This window comes from Puia sp. (genome assembly GCF_035546395.1).
Classification (GTDB): Bacteria; Bacteroidota; Bacteroidia; order Chitinophagales; family Chitinophagaceae; genus Puia.
In genome coordinates this window covers 28204-50586 of the sequence record NZ_DASZXR010000018.1, presented here as the reverse complement: position 1 = coordinate 50586, position 22383 = coordinate 28204, and the positions used below count along the sequence as shown (strand labels likewise).

At 57.9% G+C, this 22383-nt stretch carries 12 protein-coding genes; 5 read left to right on the top strand and 7 right to left on the bottom strand.

The window, feature by feature from the left end; all coding sequences use genetic code 11:
- Window positions 1-233: 233 nt before the first annotated feature.
- Window positions 234-1556 carry an alpha/beta hydrolase gene (locus VHE34_RS25670; RefSeq protein ID WP_325593314.1) on the bottom strand — a complete coding sequence of 441 codons (1323 nt, stop codon included), beginning with the start codon at window positions 1554-1556 and terminating at the stop codon, window positions 234-236.
- Window positions 1557-1592: 36 nt separating this feature from the next.
- Between VHE34_RS25670 and VHE34_RS25665 the strand changes: the two genes are divergently transcribed.
- A complete protein-coding gene (locus tag VHE34_RS25665) occupies window positions 1593-2909 on the top strand; it encodes a metal-dependent hydrolase family protein (protein ID WP_325593312.1) in 1317 nt (438 codons plus the stop codon).
- Between the two features lie 36 nt (window positions 2910-2945).
- Here VHE34_RS25665 and VHE34_RS25660 read toward each other — a convergent pair whose 3' ends face one another.
- Window positions 2946-5345: an ABC transporter permease gene (locus VHE34_RS25660; protein ID WP_325593310.1), complete on the bottom strand. Its 2400-nt coding sequence runs from the start codon at window positions 5343-5345 to the stop codon at window positions 2946-2948.
- A 46-nt stretch (window positions 5346-5391) separates the two neighbouring features.
- Here VHE34_RS25660 and VHE34_RS25655 point away from each other — a divergent pair, with 46 nt between their 5' ends.
- Window positions 5392-7452 carry a beta-L-arabinofuranosidase domain-containing protein gene (locus VHE34_RS25655; protein WP_325593309.1) on the top strand — a complete coding sequence of 687 codons (2061 nt, stop codon included), beginning with the start codon at window positions 5392-5394 and terminating at the stop codon, window positions 7450-7452.
- Here the strand turns inward: VHE34_RS25655 and VHE34_RS25650 are convergent.
- The 5 genes from VHE34_RS25650 to VHE34_RS25630 are packed head-to-tail and all read right to left on the bottom strand — an operon-like array spanning window position 7388 to window position 18612.
- Window positions 7388-8980: an alpha/beta hydrolase-fold protein gene (locus VHE34_RS25650; RefSeq protein WP_325593307.1), complete on the bottom strand. Its 1593-nt coding sequence runs from the start codon at window positions 8978-8980 to the stop codon at window positions 7388-7390. The genes VHE34_RS25655 and VHE34_RS25650 overlap by 65 nt on opposite strands.
- A gap of 42 nt (window positions 8981-9022) precedes the next feature.
- Window positions 9023-11401, bottom strand: coding sequence for an ABC transporter permease (locus VHE34_RS25645; RefSeq protein ID WP_325593306.1), 2379 nt, complete (start codon window positions 11399-11401; stop codon window positions 9023-9025).
- Between the two features lie 11 nt (window positions 11402-11412).
- The gene (locus VHE34_RS25640; protein WP_325593304.1) at window positions 11413-13791 is read right to left on the bottom strand and encodes an ABC transporter permease; all 2379 of its coding nucleotides are present in this window, start codon (window positions 13789-13791) and stop codon (window positions 11413-11415) included.
- Window positions 13792-13810: 19 nt separating this feature from the next.
- Window positions 13811-16180, bottom strand: coding sequence for an ABC transporter permease (locus tag VHE34_RS25635; protein ID WP_325593302.1), 2370 nt, complete (start codon window positions 16178-16180; stop codon window positions 13811-13813).
- A gap of 53 nt (window positions 16181-16233) precedes the next feature.
- Window positions 16234-18612 carry an ABC transporter permease gene (locus VHE34_RS25630; RefSeq protein WP_325593300.1) on the bottom strand — a complete coding sequence of 793 codons (2379 nt, stop codon included), beginning with the start codon at window positions 18610-18612 and terminating at the stop codon, window positions 16234-16236.
- Between the two features lie 174 nt (window positions 18613-18786).
- Here VHE34_RS25630 and VHE34_RS25625 point away from each other — a divergent pair, with 174 nt between their 5' ends.
- The 3 genes from VHE34_RS25625 to VHE34_RS25615 all read left to right on the top strand — a co-directional run bounded on the left by VHE34_RS25625 (window position 18787) and on the right by VHE34_RS25615 (window position 22328).
- Window positions 18787-19767, top strand: a complete 981-nt coding sequence (locus tag VHE34_RS25625) for an AraC family transcriptional regulator (RefSeq protein WP_325593298.1) — start codon at window positions 18787-18789, stop codon at window positions 19765-19767.
- A gap of 120 nt (window positions 19768-19887) precedes the next feature.
- Window positions 19888-21510, top strand: a complete 1623-nt coding sequence (locus tag VHE34_RS25620) for a DHA2 family efflux MFS transporter permease subunit (protein WP_325593296.1) — start codon at window positions 19888-19890, stop codon at window positions 21508-21510.
- 32 nt (window positions 21511-21542) lie between these two features.
- Window positions 21543-22328, top strand: coding sequence for an AraC family transcriptional regulator (locus tag VHE34_RS25615; RefSeq protein ID WP_325593294.1), 786 nt, complete (start codon window positions 21543-21545; stop codon window positions 22326-22328).
- Window positions 22329-22383 lie beyond the last annotated feature (55 nt).

The following is a 22383-nucleotide window of genomic DNA, read 5'->3' as shown; positions in this document are numbered from 1 at the left end:
AGGAGGAGCGTGTCGAAGCAGCTCCGACGAAGTTCGAAGAGCGGCGTGTGGCCGAACAAGTAGGTTGCGCGGCGCCCGATCCGGACGGGTCGGTGAAATTTTGAGTTGTAATTGAACGGGTTTCTATAGGGGGCGACCGGGTTTTCCCGACCGCCCCTTTTTATTACCGGGATTTGTTTGCCCGCGAAAGCAGCGGCATGCGAGCGAGTGTTCTCCAGCGGTCGAGCGAGTGTTCAGGGGCGGGCGAAGAAATCGAGAACCGTCTTGTTGAAACGGTCGGGATGTTCCCAGGGCTCGTAGTGGGTGCCCTTCCTGAAGATGACGAGAGTGGCGCCGGGGATGTGTTTGGCGATGAGGCGGGTATGGGGTTCCCGGATCACGTCGTGATCGCCGGCCATAACGAGGACGGGAGAGTGTATCGCCGCGAGCTCGTCAAATTGATGACGGGGTTCGGTGAGCAGGAGTGTTATCAGCCGGCTGCGATTGGCGGCCGCATAGGTTGTGTCGCCCTGCAGATCGCGCTGCTGCGCGCGGAGAGTATCGAAGACCCACCGGTCCACGACGCTGCCATCGATGAAGATATTGGCGCCCATGGCCGCGAGCTTCCTCACTTTGCGGGGATACTTCATCGCCATGATCAGGCCGGTGTTACCGCCGTCGCTCCATCCTAGCACGTCGACGCTGTCGAGGCGTAGGGTGTCGAGGAGGGCGTTCATGTCTTCGGCAAAGAGGTCGTACGTGTACTTTCTGCCATCCTCGGAGGACCGGCCCTGGCCGCGGGTGTCCACCGCGATGACGCGGTACTGCCGGGCGAATTCGGGTATCTGGGCGTGGAAGCTGTAGATAGACGACGAATTGCCATGAAGAAGGAGCAGTGGCTGACCCTGTCCATAGGTTTCGACATACAGGGAAACGCCGTTGGCCTGTACGAAGCGCCCTACGGAGTCGTTATTGCCCCAGGTGGCGACCTTTATCGCAACGAACCGGGTGGCGTCGACGAGCAATGACGTATGCCCTTCATAGGCCTTCTCCGGATCGAGGCTGTGGACGAAGAAATTCTGCTGACGGAAGAACCCCCAGCTATTTCGCAGCCCGGCCGTGTCGGTCTCAAAACCCTGCGCATTCAGCGGAATCTCATCCCAGCGAGCGTTGCCGGTCTCTATGAAGAGATGGAAGTCGTCGAACCAGAATTTGCCTTTGTTCTGATAGAGGCCGCCGAAAACGAGCCTTTGGGCAGCCTTGTCCAGCTTGCCTGTAATAGTGTACACTTTCCACTGGCTGTCACGAATCGGCCTGTCCGACATATTGTAGAAGAAGCCCATGGTCTTATCCGCTTTGTCCACCCTTGTCCAAATGGCGCAATGCGCAAGCTGATCCATGCATTCGGTGCGGGCGGCGGCGGTGACTTTAAAGCGATGCCCCTGCCAGGCCGTTACGTCGACTGACTGAACGAAGGCACCCCAATTCGGCGGAGCCTGTTGGGCGGCCAGGCCGGCGGGGAGGGAGTACAGAATGGTCGTAAGCAGCAGTAGACGGATAAGGGTTGCCGGTGTCATAGAAGTAAGGTAGGGTTTTTTTTGTATTTTCGGAACATGACAAGACTACTGCCTATAACCACGCTGTTAGGGGCCTGCCTGGCCCTTTTCCTTTCTTCGGCGTCGCTTGCGCAATCGCCGGCTCCCGGGGCCAAAACCATTCTTTATTGCGGGCGCCTGATAGACCCTAAATCGGGCCAGGTGCTGACGGAGATGTCGGTGATGGTTACCGGGACGACGGTGACGGCCGTACAGAAGGGGTATGCGCCGGCCGCGGCGGGGGATAAGACGATCGACTTGAAGAACAGGACGGTGATGCCGGGGCTGATCGACTCGCATGTACATCTCGAACACCAGACGAGCCCGAACGCGCAACTGCGGGAATTTACCGTGGGGACGGCGGAGACGGCCTTTGAGTCGACGGTGTATGCCCGCACAACGCTGATGGCGGGTTTCACGACGGTGCGGGATGTCGGTGGGACGGGTGTCAATATCGCGCTGAGGAATGCGATCCGCAAAGGGATCGTGGTCGGGCCGCATGTGCTGACGGCGGGTAAGATCATTTCGTCGACGGGGGGGCATGGAGATCCGACGCATGGGTATCGCGACGGGCTGTACGCCGAACCGAGCTTTACCGAAACGGTGGCTGACGGAAAGGATGCGTGCATCAAGGCGGTGCGGCAGATGTATAAGGAGGGCGCCGACCTGATCAAGATCACGGCGTCGGGTGGGGTATTGAGTCTCGAGAAAGACGGGACGGGAGCGCAATTCTCGGATGAAGAACTAAAGGCCATTGTCGCCACGGCCAGGGACTATGGGATGCCGGTGGCCGCCCACGCCCATGGCGCCGAGGCGATGAAACGGGCGATCCGCGCGGGAGTGACCTCGATCGAACATGGGACGTATATGGATGACGAGGCGATCGGGCTTTTTAAACAGTACGGGACATGGTATGTGCCGACCATTATTGCGGGGAAGTCGGTGGCGGATTCGGCGAAGAAACCGGGTTATTATCCGGCGGTGATCGCCGGCAAGGCCATCGCCATCGGCCCCGTCATCCAGGGCACTTTTGCGAAGGCGTACAAAGCAGGCGTGAAGATAGCTTTTGGCACGGATGCGGGAGTGTATGCGCATGGAAAGAACTGGATGGAGTTCATCTATATGACCGAGGCGGGCATGCCGGCGCTGGAGGCGATCAAGTGCGCGACGGTGAATGCCTCGGAGCTGCTGGGCATCAGCGACAAGGCCGGGACGCTGGAACCCGGGAAATGGGCGGATGTTATTGCCGTCGAGGGAGATCCCACGAAGGATATTCATGCGATGGGACAGGTGAGGTTTGTGATGAAGGAGGGGGTGGTTTACCGTAACGAGTGATCTTGCTGTAACGAACGGTCATTCCGCTGCGAGCGGTCATTCCGTTCGCAAACTGTTTACGGGGTTGGTAACTGCTGCCTTTGCCGCCCGATAGCCGACGGTAAGCCACGCGATCGTCTCGGCGATCAAAAGGGTTCCCAGGAACAAGCCGATGCCGATATTTGTCCGGTAGGCAAACTTTTGCAACCACTGATGCATGAAATAGTACGCGACGGGGGCCGCGATCACAAACGCCAGGCCGATGAGCAGGATGAACTCCCGCGATAATAGATAGATGACGTTCAGGACGGATGCGCCCAGGACTTTTCGAATACCGACCTCTCTCGAACGCTGCACAGTCATAAAGGAGACAAAGCCATACAAGCCAAGACAGGAAATGAATATGGCAATGCCTGCAAATAGCTGGTACAATTGCGACAGGCGGTTTTCCTGCCTGTAAAGGCTCGCAATCTTATCGTCGAGAAACTGATATTCAAACGTAAAACCGGGATATGCCTTTGTCCAAAGGGATTCTATGCCGGCCAGGGTCTGCTTCACCTGTTGTGGCTCTATCTTTATGTTGAGCAGCCGGTACAACGGTCTGTACGAACCCAGCACCACCGGCTTCATACCCGTTTCCAACGAGGTGCTGTTGAAGTCTTTTACCACGCCGACGATCCGGGCGGTAATCGCTCCATCCCAAAATGATAATCTTTTTCCGATGATCTCACCGGGTGTCCTGAAGCCTAATTTTCTCGCCATCAATTCATTTACCACAAATCCGGTTACGGTGTCGGCTTGTTTATAGGGCGCCCCGGCGACGAAGGAGATATTATAGGTTTTAAAATAATCGGCATCCGCCCATTTGAACTGCGCGCCGAAGTCCGATTTCTTTGCGCCGTTGTCAAATGTAAAATCGCCTTCCCAGCTTGCTTTATCTATTGGGGTAAAAATGCTGAGACTGACATTTTTTATCCCGGCCTGTTGCAGCAATTCCGTCTTCAACGCGTCCGCCTGATGAAGACGCGAGGTGTCGTTGGCGAGGGGCACGGTAATGATCGCGTCCTTGTCGAAACCCATGGAGGCGTTTTGAAAGAAATTCATCTGGCTTACCACTATCAGTGTTCCCAATATCAACGCCTGTGCGATGGCAAACTGGAAAACCACCAATATCCTTCTCATGGAAAACCCTCCCGCGGTCTTGCTGGTTAGTTTGCTTTTTAGAACGATCGTGGGATTGAACCGCGAAAGAATGACGGCGGGATACAGGCCCGACAGGAGGGTAACAACGGCGATCGTGCCTGACAAGAAGGCGATCAGTGAACCATCGGGCGACATCCCGGCGGAAGTGTGTAATATACGGTTCAGCAGCGGCAAGGCAATGAGTGCAAAGATTATCGCCATGCCGACGGAAATAACGGTAATGAGAAAGGTCTCACTCAGAAATTGGGCGATCAATTGCGTCTTACTGCCGCCGAGAACTTTTCTTACCCCTACTTCCCTGGAGCGGTTCACCGCCTGCGCGGTGGCGAGATTGATGAAGTTTATGCAGGCGATGACCAGCAGGAAGAATCCTATTGCGCTGAGCGCGGTGATCAGTTGTTTGCTGAAGGTGGTCCCGCCGTATGTTCCGAAACGGCTGTTATAGTGCATGTCGGCCAGGGGTTGCAGGAGATAGCTGTGGTTGGCCAGTCCGGCAGGCATGTATTTCTTTACAAAGGATTGGAGCTGTTTATTGAATTGTGGTGCGGTGGTATTGGGCGGAAGCACCAGGAACGTGTTCAGGGATCCGTCCACGCCGGACCAATCGGTTGGAAGATCTTCTTTTCGGGCCGTTTCAAAGGAAAGGACGACCTGGAGGGGGAAGTTGGTATTGGCGGGAATATCCTTCAGGATGCCGGTGACCTTGCAAACTCCGTCGTTCTCGCAGTTGATGTATTTTCCGATGGCTGTATGCCAGTCACCGAAATACTTCTCTGCTACTGCCTGGGTAAGCACGGCCGTATTCGATTGTGACAGGGCGGTTTTTGCATCGCCGGCGAGGAAGGGGAAATCGAAAATGCCGAAGAATTCGGGGTCGGCGAAGAATACGGTCTCTTTGAATTTCTTTTGTATCGAATTGGCGTCATCGGTCGGGACGGCCACCTGTTTGTTGTCGCGAACGTATATCCGGGCGACATTTTCGAGTTGCGGATAATCCAGCCGAAGGGCTTGCGCGGCGGGAAAGGCGCTTGCTTTGGACCAGGTCATTCCAGCCGGCGTTTTTATCGCCGACACCACTCTATAGATGCGATCTTTTTTCGCATGGAAATCGTCAAAGCTTGTTTCAAATCGGATCAATAAAAAGACAAGCAGGCAGGCTGCGATGCCGACTGCGAGTCCGACCGTATTGATGGCGAGATAGCCTTTGCGGGAGCGCAGATTGCGCCAGGAGTGTTTAAAGTGGTTCTGCTGCATACTCTAATATCGTCAATAAAAATGCCATTTTAGCGTAAATTGGGACATGAACTTTTTAAGATTTGGATTAACGGCAGGCGTATGCATCGCCGGCCTGCTGGCTAAGGCGCAGACGAAGGCCGACGTCGTAAGCCGGCCTTCGGCGAAGATGGTCAACACCTTTTATGTCAGTAACCGCGGCCCGTTAAAGCCGTTGGCCCTGGTGCCGTTGCCGGTGGGCAGCGTGCAGCCGCGGGGCTGGGTGCGGCGATACCTGGAACTGCAGCGGGATGGGCTGACCGGCAAGCTGGGCACGATCAGCGCCTGGCTGGACAAGAAGGGCAATGCCTGGTACAGCGGCAATGGGCAGGGCGATCATGGCTGGGAAGAAGTGCCTTACTGGCTGAAAGGCTATGGCGACCTGGGATATATTTTGAATGATCCGGCGATCATCGCCGAGACGAAGGACTGGCTGGAGAAGGTGTTTGCGAGCCAGCAGCCGGACGGCTGGTTCGGGCCGCGGCTTGGCGCCGACGGATCGAGGGAACTGAAGGGAGGCACGCCCGATCTCTGGCCCAATATGATCATGTTGTGGTGTATGCAGTCCTACTACGACTACGGCCACGATCCGCGGGTCCTACCCTTTATGAAACGGTATTTTCAATGGGAGCTGACGGTGCCGGAGAACGAGCTGCTAAAGACCTACTGGGAGAACAGCCGCGGTGGGGACAATCTCTATAGCATTTATTGGTTGTATAACCACACGGGCGAAACCTGGCTGCTCGGGCTGGCCGAGCGCATCCACCGTCACACTGCCGACTGGACCCAGAAAGACAGGTTGCCCAACTGGCATAATGTCAACATCGCGCAGTGTTTCCGCGAGCCCGCCGAATATTATATGCAGACCGGCGACAGCGCGATGCTGCAGGCCACCTATCATGACTTTGCGTTCATCCGCCAGCTATATGGGCAGGTGCCGGGTGGGATGTTCGGAGCGGATGAGAATGCGCGGAAGGGGCACACCGATGCGCACCAGGCCGTCGAAACCTGCGGCATGGTCGAACAGATGGCCTCGGACGAGCTGCTGACCGGGATCACGGGCGATGTCTTCTGGGCGGACAATTGTGAGGATGTAGCGTTCAATACCTACCCTGCGGCGGTCATGCCCGACTTCAAGGCCCTGCGTTATCTCACGGCGCCCAATATGGTCGTCAGCGACAGCAGCAACCATGCGCCGGGGATTGCCAACGATGGACCTTTTTTGATGATGAATCCTTTCAGCAGCCGTTGCTGTCAGCATAACCATTCGCAGGGCTGGCCTTACTATGCGGAGCATTTGTGGATGGCGACGCCGGATAATGGGGTGGCGGCGGTGCTTTATTCTGCGGGGTCTGTGCGGGCCCGTGTGGGTGCGGGGAAGGGTGGGATGGTGGTGGTGAGTGAGCGCACGCATTATCCGTTTGATGAGGCGGTGGAATTTACCGTGGATTCGGTGAAGGGCGGCGGGCTGGCGTTTCCGTTGTATCTGCGGGTGCCGGGGTGGTGCACTGATGCGACAGTGACCGTGAATGGGGCGGATGTGCCTGTTCGGGCGGTGGCCGGCTCCTGGTTGCGGCTGGAGCGAAAATGGGTGGCCGGCGACAGGGTGGAGTTGCGGCTGCCGATGAGCTTTACTACGCGGCAATGGGCGGCGAATAAGAATAGTGAGAGCGTCAATTATGGACCGCTGACCTTTTCGTTGAAGATCGCTGAGTCGTACAAGGAGATGGATGGCCGTCAGGCGGCGCAGGGCGATTCGCATTGGCAGGCGGGTGCGGATGTGTCGGCCTGGCCTTCGTACGAGATCTTCCCGGCGAGTCTGTGGAATTATGGATTGCTCCCGGGGGAACCTTTCACTATTACCCGGCGGCCCTGGCCGAAGGATGATTTTCCGTGGACGCCCGGGGCGGCGCCGATTGTGATCGAGGCAAAGGGAAAGCTGATCCCCGAGTGGATGCTGGATAAGAATGGGCTCTGCGGGGTATTGCCGCAGAGCCCGGTGAAGGCGAGTGGTCCGGTGGAGTCTATTGAGTTGGTGCCGATGGGGGCCGCGAGGTTGAGGATCTCGGCGTTCCCGACGGTGGAGTAAGGCTGTATTGCGCGTCGAAAGGAATCGGCTGCGGTTGCTTGGTGCTCATCCGGCCGGGGGTAAGCCAGGAGTAGCGCAGGCGGAAGTCTTCCTTCTTGTGCAGGTATTGGATTGTAAAGGGATAAATCCCTTTTTTGAGCGGCAGCATATAGGTAGCGGTTTGGTGGGTGTAACCTCCTTCCCATTTTATCAGCTGCTTTCCGCCGACGTAGAGTTTCGAGTCCTTGTCGGCGTTGAAGAGGAATAGATGATAGCCGTCTTCTTTTGCCTCGATGAACCCATCGATCAAGAGGGCATAGTTGTTCCTGCGGGGCAGCTTGTCCGGGTCGAAATCCTTGTCGGTGATGCCGGTTTTGACGGGTTGCAGCTTTTTGAGATCCGGCCAGCTGTCCCAGTCGCCTTCGTAATAGGCGTAGCTAAAGCCGCCCGGCCTGGCCGTCTTAGGCATCCGGACAGGCAGTGGCGGGGTTCCGACGGAAAAAACACCCGTTACCGTTTTATCGTAACGGCTGCGGTTGGTGAAGCGTTTGAAAGTGACTTTTGCGGGGCCGTTCAGGGTGATCTCGCGCTGCACTCTATCGGAGCTCTCGGTGGGCGTCGTTCCGTCGAGGGTGTAATGCATCCTGGTGGTGTCGTCGAAGTACCAGATCTTCATCGGGCTGTCTTTCAGCACGATCCCGCTGTCGGGTACGAATTGGATATCGCTTACCAGTCCTGCATAGGTGAACTTCAATCCATCGTAGGTGGTTTTCAGCCGGACGGAACTATGTGTCTCGTCCTTGTAGGGAACGACTTGCCAGCGCAGACCTGGCGGCGCGGCGCTTTTGAGCACGGTCTCCAGCGTATCGATCCGCATATCGTGCACCTGGCCTTCCCGCCCGCTGACATAGAGAGTCGCCTTGAGGCCGGTCATGGCCGGTAGTTTGGCGGCGGCCATCTTTGCGACGAGGTTATTGTCCCACCAGATGCTCGGATCGGCGGCGATGTAGGACTTGAAGCTGGCGGGCGAGTTCAACATCGTGTACACCGCGAACATGCCGCTGAGGGAGTGGCCCCAAAGGGTGTTGTCGCCGTTGGTGGGACAGGTGGAGTCGATATGGGGGATCAATTCCTTTGTGATATAGGCGAGGAACTTTTCCCCGCCACCGGAGCCTTTCCAGCTGTCGAGATGGGTGGGGGTGAGCTCGACGTTGCGGTCGATGCCCATGACGCTGACGATGATCGTCGGCGGCATATTGCCTTCGCCTTCCACAAACCGCTGGATGCGGGAGATCAGACCGGTGTTCCAGTTGCCGCCGTCGAGTACGTACAATACGTCGTATTTGGGGGTGCTGCCGGGGGCGCCTGCGTTGCCGGGGTTGTAACCGGCCGGCAGGAATACCTGGATGTAGCGCTTTTGCTGTAAGATGGACGAGTTTAAGGAGTCGAGGTAGTCATGGTTGGTGACGGTGAGGACGGTGTCCTGGGCGGCGGCGGGTTTTGCCAGTCCGGGGAGGACGATCAACAGGAACCAAAAGGTTTTTTTCATAATTCTTTTGACGTTGGAAGATCGAATAAAGTTACGGGGGGATCATTCGGTTCGCAGGGATTTTATGGGGTTCATGAAGGCCGCCCGCACCGCCTGGAAGCTGACGGTGGCCAGCGTGATCAGCAGCATGCCGGCGCCGGCGAGGAGGAAGATGTACGGCGAGAGGTTGGTGTGGAGGGCGTAGTTCTGCAACCATTTTTGCATTGCGAGGCCGATGAGGGGCATAGCGATCGCCATCGAGATGATGATCAATTTTACAAAATCACCCGAAAGCAGGAGCCAGATACCGACCACGCGGGCGCCGAGGACTTTGCGGACGCCGATCTCTTTGGTGCGTTGTTCGGCGACGAAGGAGGCGAGGCCGAAGAGGCCGAGGCAGGAGATGAGGATGGCCAGGACGGCGAAGACGGTGGCGAGGGAGCCGATGCGGGTTTCGGTTTGGAATTTCTTTTCGAACTCCTCGTCGTTGAAGTGATAGATGAAGGGGCTGGCGGGGTTGAATTTCTTGAATACGGATCCTATCGAGGCGAGGGCAGATCTGACGGGCACGCCGGGTTTGATCCGGATGGTGAACGCATAGTGGCCGCCGTCGCCGAGAAAGACGGCGGGTTGGATCGGCGAGTAAGGGTCGTTTGTCAGCATGTTCTTTACGACGCCGATGATAGTGTAGGTTTTGCCGTTGTATTTTACGGTCTTGCCGAGGGGATCTTTGAAGCCGAGGTCGCGGGCGCCTTCCTCGTTGAAAATGGCGGCCGAGCTGTCGGTGGCGAATTGGCGGGAGAAATCCCGGCCTTTGAGGACGGTCCAGCCGATGGTGGGTCCGAAATCGGCGTTGACGCTGACGTCGCGGAAGAAGATCGCTTTCTGAGAAGGCAGCATCCCCGCCCATTCGACGCCGTTGTTCTGGTCGAAGTGGTACGTGGTCTGCGAGGCGTTGGCCACATTGGCGACGACTCCTGTGGCGAGCAGATCGGTTCGTACGGCCTCGTAATGCCGGTCGAGAGAGTCGGTGTTGATCGGTACCGTGATCAGCCCGGCCTGATCGTAGCCGAGGGGCCGGTCCTTCGCCAGTTGGATCTGGCGATAAACAACGATGGTCCCGATGATGAGCGCCAGCGAAATGGAGAACTGGCATACGACCAGGACTTTACGTGGGGTGCTTGCTCCTTTTCCTGCCTTGAAGGCACCTTTGAGCACTTTAACAGGCCGGAAGCCGGACAGATAAAAGGCCGGGTAGCTGCCGGCGACGAGACCCGTGAGGAGTGTGAAGGCGAGAGAGAGGGCCCAGAAGAGGGGGCTGGTCCAGGGTATGGTCATGGTCTTCCCGGCTATTTCGCTGAATCCCGGAAGGCTGATGGCGGCGAGGATCAGCGCGCCGATGAAGGCAAGGAGGGCGACAAGTACGGATTCGCCGAGGAACTGGGCAATCAGCTGGGTGCGCAGGCTGCCGATCGTCTTGCGGATGCCTACTTCCTTAGCACGTTTCTCGCTGCGAGCCGTGGAGAGGTTCATGAAGTTGATACAGGCGAGCAGCAGGACGAAGATGCCAATGATGCCGATGAGGCGGACAAAGCTGATGCGGCCCTGTCCGATTGCGCCGTTGTTGTCGTCGAAATGGAGATACAGGCTTTCGAAGGGCAGGACGGTGTAGGTTTCGTGATCCATTTCGACATGGGGTGTGCAGATGTTCTTTACCCGGGCCGTCGCCTGCTCCATCGTCGTGTTGCCCGCGAGGCGGGCGAACATCCGGCAGCCGTGGTTGGCAAAATCGGTGTTATCCCGGTTACCCCTGTTGTTGTCGTTTGCGAAGGACGTGAAGAAGTCGATATCCTCAAAGCTGCTGGTGGCCGGTTGGCTGGCAAAGACTCCGCCGACACGGAAGGGGACACGGTTGTCCCATTTGAAGGTTTTGCCGACGGCGTCCGCCGAACCGAACAGGGCGATGGCCGTGTTTTGTGAGACGATCGCCGAGGACGGGTCGCGCAGGCATTCCGCGTTGCCGCTGAGGAAGCGATAGCCAAAAATGGCGGGAAAGCTGTATTCGGCCGGGGAGCCGTTGCTGGAGACGCTTCGGTCACCGGCGACCAGCAGGTGTTCGGTAGGATAGGAGAGCAGGGCCGTTTGGGCGAAGATGTCGTCATAGCCTTTTTTCAAAAAGGGTTTGAGCGCCGAAGAGAGGGTCGGGCCAATGAATGTTTTCTCCTTGTCTTTTGCCCAGGGACCGCCTTTCTGGCCTTGCATGATCTCGCCGATACGGGCGTGGCCGGGATAGGAGGTGTCGTGGGCGAGCTCGTCGGCGGTCCAGAGGCCGATGACGAGGGCGACGGCCATGCCGGTGGCGAGGCCGGCGATGTTGATGAAGCTGTAGCCGCGGTTCTTACGCAGCTGGCGGAGGGCGAGCAGCCAATAACTCTTTAGCATGGGAAAAAGTTTTATTCGGAATGTAAAGATCTTACTGGATTCATGGACGCGGCTCTAAGCGCCTGGAAGGATACGGTGGCCAGGGTGATCAGCAGCATGCCGCCGCCGGCGGCGATGAAGATATACGCAGAGATGGGGGTATGGATAATATAGTTTTGGAGCCACTGGTGCATGATGAAGTATGCCACGGGCATGGCGATGCACATCGAGAGGGCAACGAGCTTTATGAAGTCTCCCGAGAGCAGGGCCCAGAGCTGGACCACGCCGGCGCCGAGAACCTTGCGGACGCCGATCTCCTTGGTGCGTTGTTCGGCCGTGAAGGATGCGAGGCCGAAGAGGCCGAGGCAGGAGATGAGGATGGCGAGGCCGGAGAAGACGGTCGCCAGGTTGCCGATGCGGGTCTCGGTGTTGAACTTCTTTTCGTACAGGTCATCGTTGAACGTATAGATAAAAGGGCTGGCGGGGTTGAACTGTTTGAAGACGGGTTCGATGGCCGCGAGGGCCGTGCGAACCGGGATATTGCGTTTAAGGCGGATAGTGAAAGCGTCATGGCCGCCGGCGCCCATAAAGATCGCGGGCTGGACCGGGTAATAGGGGTTGTTGGCGATCATGTTCTTTGCGACGCCGATGATGGTGTAGGATTTCCCCCAATGTTTCAGGGTCTTGCCGATGGGATCTTTAAAGCCGAGGATCCGGGCGCCCGTCTCGTTCACAATGACGGCCGTGCTGTCAGTGGGGTAGTCGCGGGAAAAGTCGCGTCCTTTGAGGATGCTCCAACCGATGGTGGGACCCCAGTCGGCGTTGACGAAGACGTCGCGGAAGGTAAGGTTCTTTGCCTCAGGGGTCATGCCCTCCCATTCCAACTGATTGTTCTGATCAAATTCGCCGAGGGTCTTCGACGCGTTGGCGATATTTTCGACCACACCCGTTTTGAGCAGGGCCGAGCGGACGGCCTCATAATGACTGTCCAGTTCCTGCGTGTTGTCCGGCACGGTGATGAGTCCGGCCTGATCGTAGCCCAGCGGTTGATCTTTGGCGTACTGGACCTGCCGGAAGACGACGATGGTGCCGATGATCAGGGCCAGCGAGATCGAGAACTGGGCCACGACGAGGATCTTCCGTGGTGTGCCGGCGCCTTTACCGGCCTTGAACGCGCCTTTGAGCACTTTTACCGGGCGGAAGTTGGAAAGATAGAAGGCAGGGTAGCTGCCGGCCAGCAGACCGGTGATGAGGGTGCAGATGACCGACAGGCTCCAGAAAAGCGGACTTGTCCAGGGGAAGGTCATGGTCTTGCCGGCCAGCTGATTGAACCAGGGCAGGGTGAGAGCGGCCAGAACGATGGCTATGACAAAGGAGAGCGTGGCCAGCAGGACGGATTCTCCGAGGAACTGGGCGATGAGATGGGTGCGCAGCGAGCCGACCGTCTTGCGGATGCCCACTTCCTTCGCGCGTTTTTCGCTGCGGGCCGTGGCCAGGTTCATGAAATTGATGCAGGCCAGCAACAGGACGAAGACGCCGATGAGGGAGATCATCCTCACGTAGACGATACGGCCGTCGCCCGTGGCGTTGCCCTCGTCGTAATGCAGGTACAGGCTTTGGAAGGGAAGCACCTTATAGTTTTCGTACACGAAATTGACATAGGGGCTGCAGATGTTCTTGATGCGGGCCGTTGCCTGCTCCGCGGTGATGTTGCCGGCGAGCCTGGCGTAGATGCGGCAGTCATGGTCGTTGAAGTCGTTGATGTTTCGGAGCCAGGTGGTTTCCTCGCTGGCCATCGAGATGAAGAAGTTGAGCTCGTGCAGGCTGCTGTTTTGCGGCTGGTCGGCATAGACGCCGCCGACGGTGAAGGGCCGGCGATTGTCATATTGAAAGGTTTTACCGACGGCCTCCGTGGTGCCATACAGGGCAATGGCCGTCGATTGGGAGAGGAGGGCCGTGTTGGGGTCGCGCATCGATTCGGCGGTTCCGGAGAGAAAATGGTAGCCGAAGATCAGCGGGAAGGTGTATTCCGCCGAGGTGCCTGTACAGGCTATGCTTTTGTCGCCATTGACCAGGAGATGCTGATCGGTCCAAAGGGTCATCGCCGTTTGGGCGAAGATGTCTTTATACCCTTTCTGCAGCCAGGGGTTGAGGGCGGGGGACAGGGTCGTCCCTACATAGGCGGGCGGGGTTTTCTCGCTGGTTTGCCCTTTTGGCCATTGGTTCTGCAGGATCTCGACGATGCGGTCGCCCTGCGGATATCCCTGGTCGATGGCGAGCTCGTCGGTCGCCCAGATGCCGATGATGAGGGCGATGGCCATGCCGGTGGCCAGACCGAAGATGTTGACAAAGGAGTAGCCGCGGTTTCGGCGTAGCTGGCGGATGGCGAGGAGGAAGAAATTTCTTAGCATACTAAGGCATTTTTAACGGCTATTCTGTTTTGAGACTGTGGATCGGGTTGGCGAATGCGGCCTTAAGCGATTGAAAACTGACGGTGGCCAGGGTGAGGATAAGCATGCCGGCGCCGGCGGCGACGAAAATCCAGCCGGACAGGTTGGTGTGGAGAGTATAGTTCTGAAGCCATTTATTCATGGTGTACCAGGCGAGGGGCATGGCAATGCACATGGACAGGGCGACGAGTTTGATGAAGTCTCCGGAGAGCAGGGCCCAGAGGTTTCCGACGCCGGCGCCGAGGATCTTGCGGACGCCGAGTTCTTTTGTGCGTTGTTCGGCGACGAAGGAGGCGAGGCCGAAGAGGCCGAGACAGGAGATGAGGATGGCGAGGCCGGCGAAGACGGTGGCGAGGGAGCCGATGCGGGTTTCGGCGGCGAATTTCCGCGCATAGTCTTCGTCGTTGAAGGTGTAGGAGAAGGGGCTGCCGGGGTTGAACTTTCTGAAGAGGGGTTCGATGGTGGCCAGCGCGGTACGGGTTGACGCGCCGGGATGTAAGCGCATCGTGATGAAGTTGGTGGATCCGTCGCCGAGGAAGACGGCGGGCTCGATGGGATCAAAGGGCGAGTTGGTGAGCATGTTCTTCACGACGCCGATGACGGTATAGGCCTTGCCGAAGAGGCGCACCTGCAGGCCAATCGGATCTTTTAGCCGCGCCTTTTTGACAGCCTGATCGTTGAGGATGGCGGCATTGCTGTCGGTGGCGAAGGCGCGGGAGAAATCCCGGCCCTGGATCACCGTCCAGCCGATGGTGGGCCCGAACTCGGGGGTGACGTTGACGTTGTGATAGTTCAGCTGTTTTTGCTCTTCGGTCTGGCCGGCCCAGGTGAGATCATTGCCGTTGTTGAACAGCGTCGTTGGTTGGGACGAGCGGGCGACGTTGGCCACGACGCCGGAGTTGAGCAGATCGGCGCGCAGCGCGTCGTAGTGGGCCGCGAGTTCGGGGGTGTTGATGTTGACGGTGATGAGGCCGTCGTTGTTGTAACCAAGGGGCCGGTCTTTTGCGAATTCGATCTGCTTGAAGACGACGATGGTTGCTATGGTGAGTGACAGTGAGATCGTGAATTGTGCGACGACGAGGATCTTTCGCGGGAGGGCTGCTTCGCGGCCGGCCTTTTTTGTGCCTTTTAGGACTTTAACCGGTTGGAAGGCGGAGAGGTAGAAGGCAGGATAGCTGCCGGCGATGAGCCCGGTAAGCCCGGTGAAGCCCAGGGCGCAGAGCCAGAAAGTTGGATGGGTCCACGGGAAAGCCATTTGTTTGGCCGCAAGGGTGTTGAAGAAGGGCAGGCTGAGGGCGGCGATGGCGATGGCTCCGACGAAGGCGAGCATCGCGGTAAGGATCGATTCCCCGAGGAACTGGCCGATGAGCTGGTAGCGGCGGGAGCCGATCGTTTTGCGGATGCCGACCTCTTTGGCGCGCTGTTCGCTTCGGGCGGTGGAGAGGTTCATGAAGTTGATGCAGGCCAGCAACAGCACGAAGGCGCCGATGGTGCCGAAGAGCCAGACGAACTGGATGCGGCCGCCGCTGGGGGCGCCGTCCTTGAATTCGCCGTAGAGATGCGTTTTGTCGAGGGGATAGGCGAGGACTTGCTGTTTGGGGTGGCCGGCTGGGGTTACGGGGATGTCCTTGATGCGGGCCGTGGCCTGGGCGGCGGTGGTTGTTCCGGCGAGCTCGACAAAGCAAAGGGCGCTATGGTCTTCCCATTCTTTGTTGTCCCGCAGGTAAGCGTTTTGGTTGTTATCCCAGGGCAGAACGACCTGGATCTCGTGAAAGGCGGTGTTGAACGGGAGGTCGGCGTAGACGCCGCCGACGGTGAAGGCGGTGGAGCGGTTCAACTGGATCGTCTTGCCGACCGGGTCTTCGTTACCGAAGAGGGCCTTCGCGGTGCTTTGGGCGAGCAGAAGAGTGGAGGGGTCTTTTATCGACTGGCCGTCGCCGGCGAGCATTTGAAAGGTGAACAGGCCGGGGAAGGTGGACTGTGCCCAGCAGCCCTGTGTGGAGAGATTCTTTTCGCCGTGACCGAGGAGGAACCCGGCCTGTGGGGAAAGGAGCGTGGTGTTGCTGATGATGTCTTTATAGTTTTTTCCCAGCACGGGTCCGGCCATGGTGGAGACGATGGGCCCGATATGGATCTCGTTGTTGTGGTTGGGGAAGACCTGGCGTCGCAGGATCTGGGCGATACGCGCGTGATGGGTATGATAGTGATCGAAGCTGAGCTCGTCGGTGATCCAGAGGCCGATGAGGAGGGTGATGGCGAGGCCGGCCGAAAGACCGGCGATGTTGATAAAGGCATAGCCTTTGTTGCGGCGGAGATTGCGCCAGGCGGAGGTGAGATAAGATTTGAGCATATTTTTTTAGGAGGTGTCCTTGTCAAGGACAAGGGCACCGTGATAATGTTGCATTATTCGGATCGTAAACTTTTCACGGGATTCATGAAGGCGGCCTTCAGGGACTGATAACTGACGGTTGCGAGGGTGATCGCGATGAGGCCGATACCGGCGGCGGCAAAGATCCACCAGGACAGGGGTGCGCGGTAGTAGTAGGTCTGTATCCATCGGTTCATTCCATAATAGGCAAGAGGTACGGCGATGAGGATGGACAGGGCCGTTAGTTTGAGAAAGTCTTTCGACAGGAGGCCCCAGAGGTTGAAAACGCGGGCGCCGAGGACCTTGCGGACGCCGATCTCTTTGGTGCGTTGTTCGGCGACGAAGGCGGCGAGTCCGAAGAGGCCCAGGCAGGAGATGAAGATGGCCAGGCCGGTGAAGACGGCGGCCAGGTTGCCGATGCGTTCTTCGCCTTCGAATTTCTGCGCGTAGGCTTCGTCGACGAAATGATAAATGAAGGGGCTGGTTGGGTTGTATTTTCTGAAGATTGGCTCCATTTGGGCCAGGGCGGTGTGGGGATTGGAGCCGGGCTTGATCCGGACGATCATTACCCCGGTGTAACCGCCACCGACAAAGATCGCGTTGTCGATGCTGTCATAGGCGCTGTTGGCGACCATGTCGGCGGCGACCCCGACGACGGTGTAGGGCTTGCCGAAGAGTTTTACGACCTTGCCGATGGGATCTTTGAAGCCGATGGATCGGACGGCTTTTTCATTGAGGATCGCGGCGTTGCTGTCGGTGGCGAAGTCGCGGGACATATCGCGGCCGCGGGTGATGGTCCACCCGATGGTCTTACCGTAATCGGGGGTGATATTGACGTTATTGAAGCCGATGGTATTTTGGTCGGGGCGTTTGCCGGCCCAGTCCAGGCTGTTGCCGTTGTTGAAGGCCGTGGGCTTCATGTTGGAGGCCGCGACGTTGGCCGCGAGTCCATTTTGGATAAGCGCGGTGCGAAGGGCTTCATAGTGATCGTTGATGTCCGGGGTGTTCATGTCCACTGTGAAGAGACCTTCGCGGGTGTAGCCGACGGGGCGGTCCTTTGTGAACAGGATCTGGCGGAAAACGATGGTGGTGCCGATGATGAGGGTCAACGAAACGGTGAACTGGAGGACGACGAGGACCTGCCTCGGCAGGGAACCTTTCTTACCGGTCTTGAAAGTGCCTTTGAGGACTTTAACGGGCTTAAAGGCGGAGAGATAGAAGGCAGGATAGGAGCCTGCGAGGAGGCCGGTGAAAAAGGTGAAGACGAGGATGCCGGTTATGAATAGGGGACTTGTCCAGGGAATCGACATTTCCTTGGCGGCGAGCCTGTTGAAGAAGGGCAGGGAGACGACGACGAGGAGCAGGGCGATGACCAGGGACACGAGGGCCAGCAGGACCGATTCGCTGAGGAACTGGGTGATCAACTGGGTGCGGAGCGAGCCGATGGTTTTGCGGATGCCGACCTCTCTTGCGCGCTTTTCGCTGCGGGCCGTGGAGAGGTTCATGAAGTTGATGCAGGCCAGGAGCAGGACGAAGGCGCCGATGATGCCGAAGAGCCAGACCATGGTGATGCGGCCGCCGTCCGGCTTATTCATGGTAAAATTATTATAGAGATAAGCCTTATCGAGGGGATAGATAAAAGCTTCTTCGTGATAGTCTTTGAAGTATTGGGTGGGCAAGTCCTTTATCCGGGCGGTGGCCTGTTCGGCGGTGACTCCGGGGGCCAGTTCAACGTATAGATGGCCGTTGTGGTCCTGCCAGTTGGTGTTATCGCGGCGGTAGCCGTTGGCGTTATTGTCCCAGGGGAGAACGGCCTGAAGGCCATGGAAGCTGGTGTTGGCCGGGAGATCGGAATAGGTGCCGCCGACGCGATAGGTCAGGGAGTTGTCCATTTTGACGGTCTTGCCGACGGGATCCTCTTTGCCGAAGAGGGCGGTGGCGAGCGACCGGGCGATGAGGACGGTGGACGGGTCCTTTGTGGCGCCGGCGCTGCCGTTCAACATCCGGAAGCCGAATAGGACGGGGAGATCGGCCTGGGCGGTAATAGCGATGCCGCTGACGGTCTTGTCGCCATAGTTGAACAGATGGCTGCCGCTGTTGAAATCGGTCGCGGCGACATGGGTGAAAAGATCTTTGTATTGGGTGGCATAGGCTTTGCCGAGGGGTTGCATGACGGTGTTGTCGGTGTAGAAATCCGACGATCTGCTGGCGTTGTTGAGGTGCGTATGGAGCATGCCCACGGCGAGTCTTTTATGGTCGGGGGCATAGTGGTCGAAGCTGACCTCGTCGGTGATCCAGAGGCCGATAACGAGGGCGATGGCCATGCCGATGGAGAGGCCGGCGATGTTGATGGCGGTATAGCCCCGGTTCTTGCGGAGGTGGCGGACGGCGAGGAGGAAATAATTTTTGAACATGCGACGTGGCTTTGCTTGGGGTTTTGTTTGCGAAGATGGTGCCGGAGTGGTACGGTGTTGGTGGACAGTAGGTTAGACTGTTGCCTGGTTTGGGCGCTGTGCGATTATGATACAGGGCGTGAACGATATTGCGCTTTGGTTGTTACGTTACCTGTTGCGTGCTAAAATTTTGCTATGCTGATCCACTACAAGATAAAGGCGAACCCGCGGGACCCGTGGATGGACATATTCGAGGACGCCATTGGCTTTAAGGCGGGGTACCGGAATCTGGAAGTGCCCGCGTCCATCGGCGAGGGCCGGCTGGTGTCGATGGCTATCTCGGACGGTTTTCATGTCAATTTCCAATCTTACCAGCTCAATGCGCCGTTGCAAGTGATCAAGCGGGCGACGGAGGAATTGTTCGAGAGCGTTTACGTCGTCTTTTACGAACTGGCGGTGCCGCATACGGCCAATATCCAGGGTACGGAGTTTGTCTATGACCAGGGGGCGAACGTATATACGCAGCCGATCAATGCGGTGCTGGAATTCCCTGCGCATACGCAGCGGGACGTGGTTTGTATGCGCATCGACCGGCGGCGGCTCGCGGACCTGCTGGCGGGGGATGCGTCGACGGAGGTGTTCCCGGAGGAGTTGTTGCGGCAGGATGGGTCTTTTTTCCTGCATGAGCCGCTGACGGCTGGGATGCGGGCGGTGCTGGCGGAACTGCGTACTCCGCCGGAGGCGACAAACCTGCAGCGTTTGTTTTACCAGGTACGGGCGCAGCAGCTGGTGTACCTGTTGATGGAGCAACTCAATAAGCGTACGGGTGCGCCCGTTCGGAGTCCGAATCCCGAGGAGATCGCGAAGGTGTTCAAGGCGCGGCAGCTGCTGACGGAGGACCTGGCGACGCCGCCTACGCTTGCGGCGTTGGCGCGGGCGGTGTTGATGAGCGAGTCGCAGCTGAAGACCTCTTTCCGGGAGGTTTTTGGGGTGAGCGTCTACCAGTATTTTCAGCATGCGCGGTTGGAGAAGGCGCGGGAGTTGCTGGCAGAGAGCGGCCGGACGGTCAAAGAGGTGGGGTATGAGCTGGGGTTTACGAATATCGGGCATTTCTCGCGGTTGTTTGAGCGGGCGTATAAGGTGAAGCCGAAGCGGTGGCAGTTGGGGCAGGCGTAGGGCTGCGCCAACCGCCCTGGCGGATTCGACAGTTTTTTTGGCCGGATGGACAATTTATAGTCGAAGTATCTTTTTTCCTTTGCAAGACGATCGGCTTGCGCAAACAAAAGGGAAAAAGTTATGGAGACCGGCTTTCGAAAATGGATCATAACCGTCACGGTTATTATTTCGGCGATCATTGAACTTATAGACACGACCATCGTGAATGTGTCCATCAATACGATGAGCGGCAACCTGGCCGCTTCGCTCGAGGATACTGCGTGGGTCATTACATCTTACGCGATAGCGAATGTGATCGTGATCCCTATGACGAGTTTTTTGGCCGAGAAGATCGGTCGCAAGCAGTACTATATCGGTTCCATCATTCTTTTTACTGTGACGTCGGCGATGTGCGGGCTCTCTTCCAATCTTTGGGAGCTGGTGGCATTCCGGTTCCTGCAGGGGCTTGGCGGGGGCGCCTTGTTGTCTACCTCGCAGGCTATTTTGTTCGAGACCTTTCCGCCGAAGGACCGCGCGATGGCAAGCGGCATCTTCGCATTGGGCGTCATCATCGGCCCGTCGATCGGTCCGGTTATGGGCGGCTACATTGTGGACAACGCGTCGTGGCCGTGGATCTTCTTCGTGAATGTGCCGATCGGCATTCTGGCGACCATTCTTTGTGTCCGGTACCTGCGTCCGTCGAAGCCTTCGCGGGATGGGAAACCCATTGACTGGGCGGGCATCGGTTTGCTGGCGCTGGGTGTGGGGGCATTGCAGGTGGTGCTGGAGCGGGGCGAAACGGATGACTGGTTTGCGGCGAACTATATCATCGTGCTGACGGTGCTGTCGGCGCTATCCCTGACCTTTTTTGTGTGGTGGCAGCTGCGTGCGCCATTCCCGGTGGTCAACCTGCGGGTGCTCCGCAGCGTTACCCTGTCGGTTTCCGCGCTGATGACCTTTGTCCTGGGCTTTGGGCTTTTCAGCGCGATCTATGTATTCCCGTTGCTGGCCCAGCGGATATTGGGATATACGGCGTTTCAGACGGGCCTGATGATCATGCCGGGGGTATTGATGGGGGCGGCTATCTCGCCCTTCCTTGGCAAACTGATGCAGAAGGGCGTGCGGCCGCAGTGGCTGGTGATGCTGGGGTTTGGGTTTACGGCGTTGTTCACCTGGCAGATATCGCATTCGAACCTGGAATCGGGGTCGACCCAGTTTTGGTGGCCGCTCGTGTATCGCGCGTTGGGCGCGGCCCTGCTGATCGTTCCATTGACGGCGCTGGCGGTGTCGGAGCTGCAGCCGAAGGATATCCCGCAGGGGGCGGCGCTGAACAATATGATGCGGCAGATGGGCGGGTCGTTTGGGATCGCGCTGATCAATACCTATGTGGCGCACCGGGTGGCGTATAACCGGACGAGCCTTGTGGCGCATCTGAGTTCTTACGATCTGCCGACGCAGACGCGCCTGCGGCAGGCGACGGATCATTTTGCCGCGACGGCGACGAGTCTTTATGAGGCGGGGCGGCAGGCGTTGGCGGCGCTCGAGGGGACGGTGGTGCGGCAGACCTACCTGATCTCTTATATGGATGCGTTCCGGTTGCTGGCCATCCTGAATGGGGCTTGCATCTTCCTGGTGTTGGTGACGGTGCGGCGGAAGAAAAAGGCGGCGGGTGCGGGGGGACCTTCGGGTCCGGTTGGGACCGCGGCGACGGCGGGCTCGCCGGCGGCCTCTGCGGCGCCCCGGGTGGAGCTGGAGGCGCATTAGGACAAATAAGGCTATCTTTACCGGGCTTCCCGATGAAAGATAGCTTGTCCAAATATTACAGGATCCCCCTGTTCGGCGATGTGGAGGCGCTTTACGCCGCCGGTCACGGCACATCCTTTCCCGCCCACTACCACGATACCTTCAATGTTTCCCTGATCTATGAAGGTATATTCCCCGCGAAGATCGACGGCCGGGAAATAGCGGCCACCGCCGGAAGCATCATGGTGACCAATCCGCGGGAGATCCATGCCAACCCTTGTGACAAGCGAAGCCGGGTTTCCTTTTTTACTTTTTACCTGCCGGCGGACTTTATTACCCATTGCAACGGGGGCCGCGCCGTTGTCTTCAATAGCAAGGTGATCGGGGACGCAGCATTATTCGCCGGGCTGCACGACCTATCCCTTTGCATCGGCGGTTCCGGCGTTCTTCCTTCCGAAGAGGCTATCCGTTATCCCTTTTGCGAACTGGCCCGCCGATACGGATCGGACCGGCCGGCCGCTGAGAACCTGCGAACGGGGCGGCTTTTCCAGGAATTGCTGGCCGAAGTCAACCCGGCCAAATTCTCGCTGGAGGCAGCGGCGGTGCGGTTTGGAATGGACAAATACAAATTCCTTCGCCTGTTCAAGGACCAGACGGGTCTTACTCCCAATAATTACTTTATCTTCAAACGAATAGAAAGGAGCAAGAGCCTGTTGGACAAAGGCCATGACCTGCTGACGATCGCGATCGACCTGGGGTTCTATGACGCGGCTCACTTCAGCAATCACTTCAAGAAATTCACCGGCGTCAGCCCCGGCGCCTATATCCAGTCTCTTTAAGTACTGCAATATCTTACAACCGGCCGCGCGGACGCGGGGGTAATTTTGAGTATAA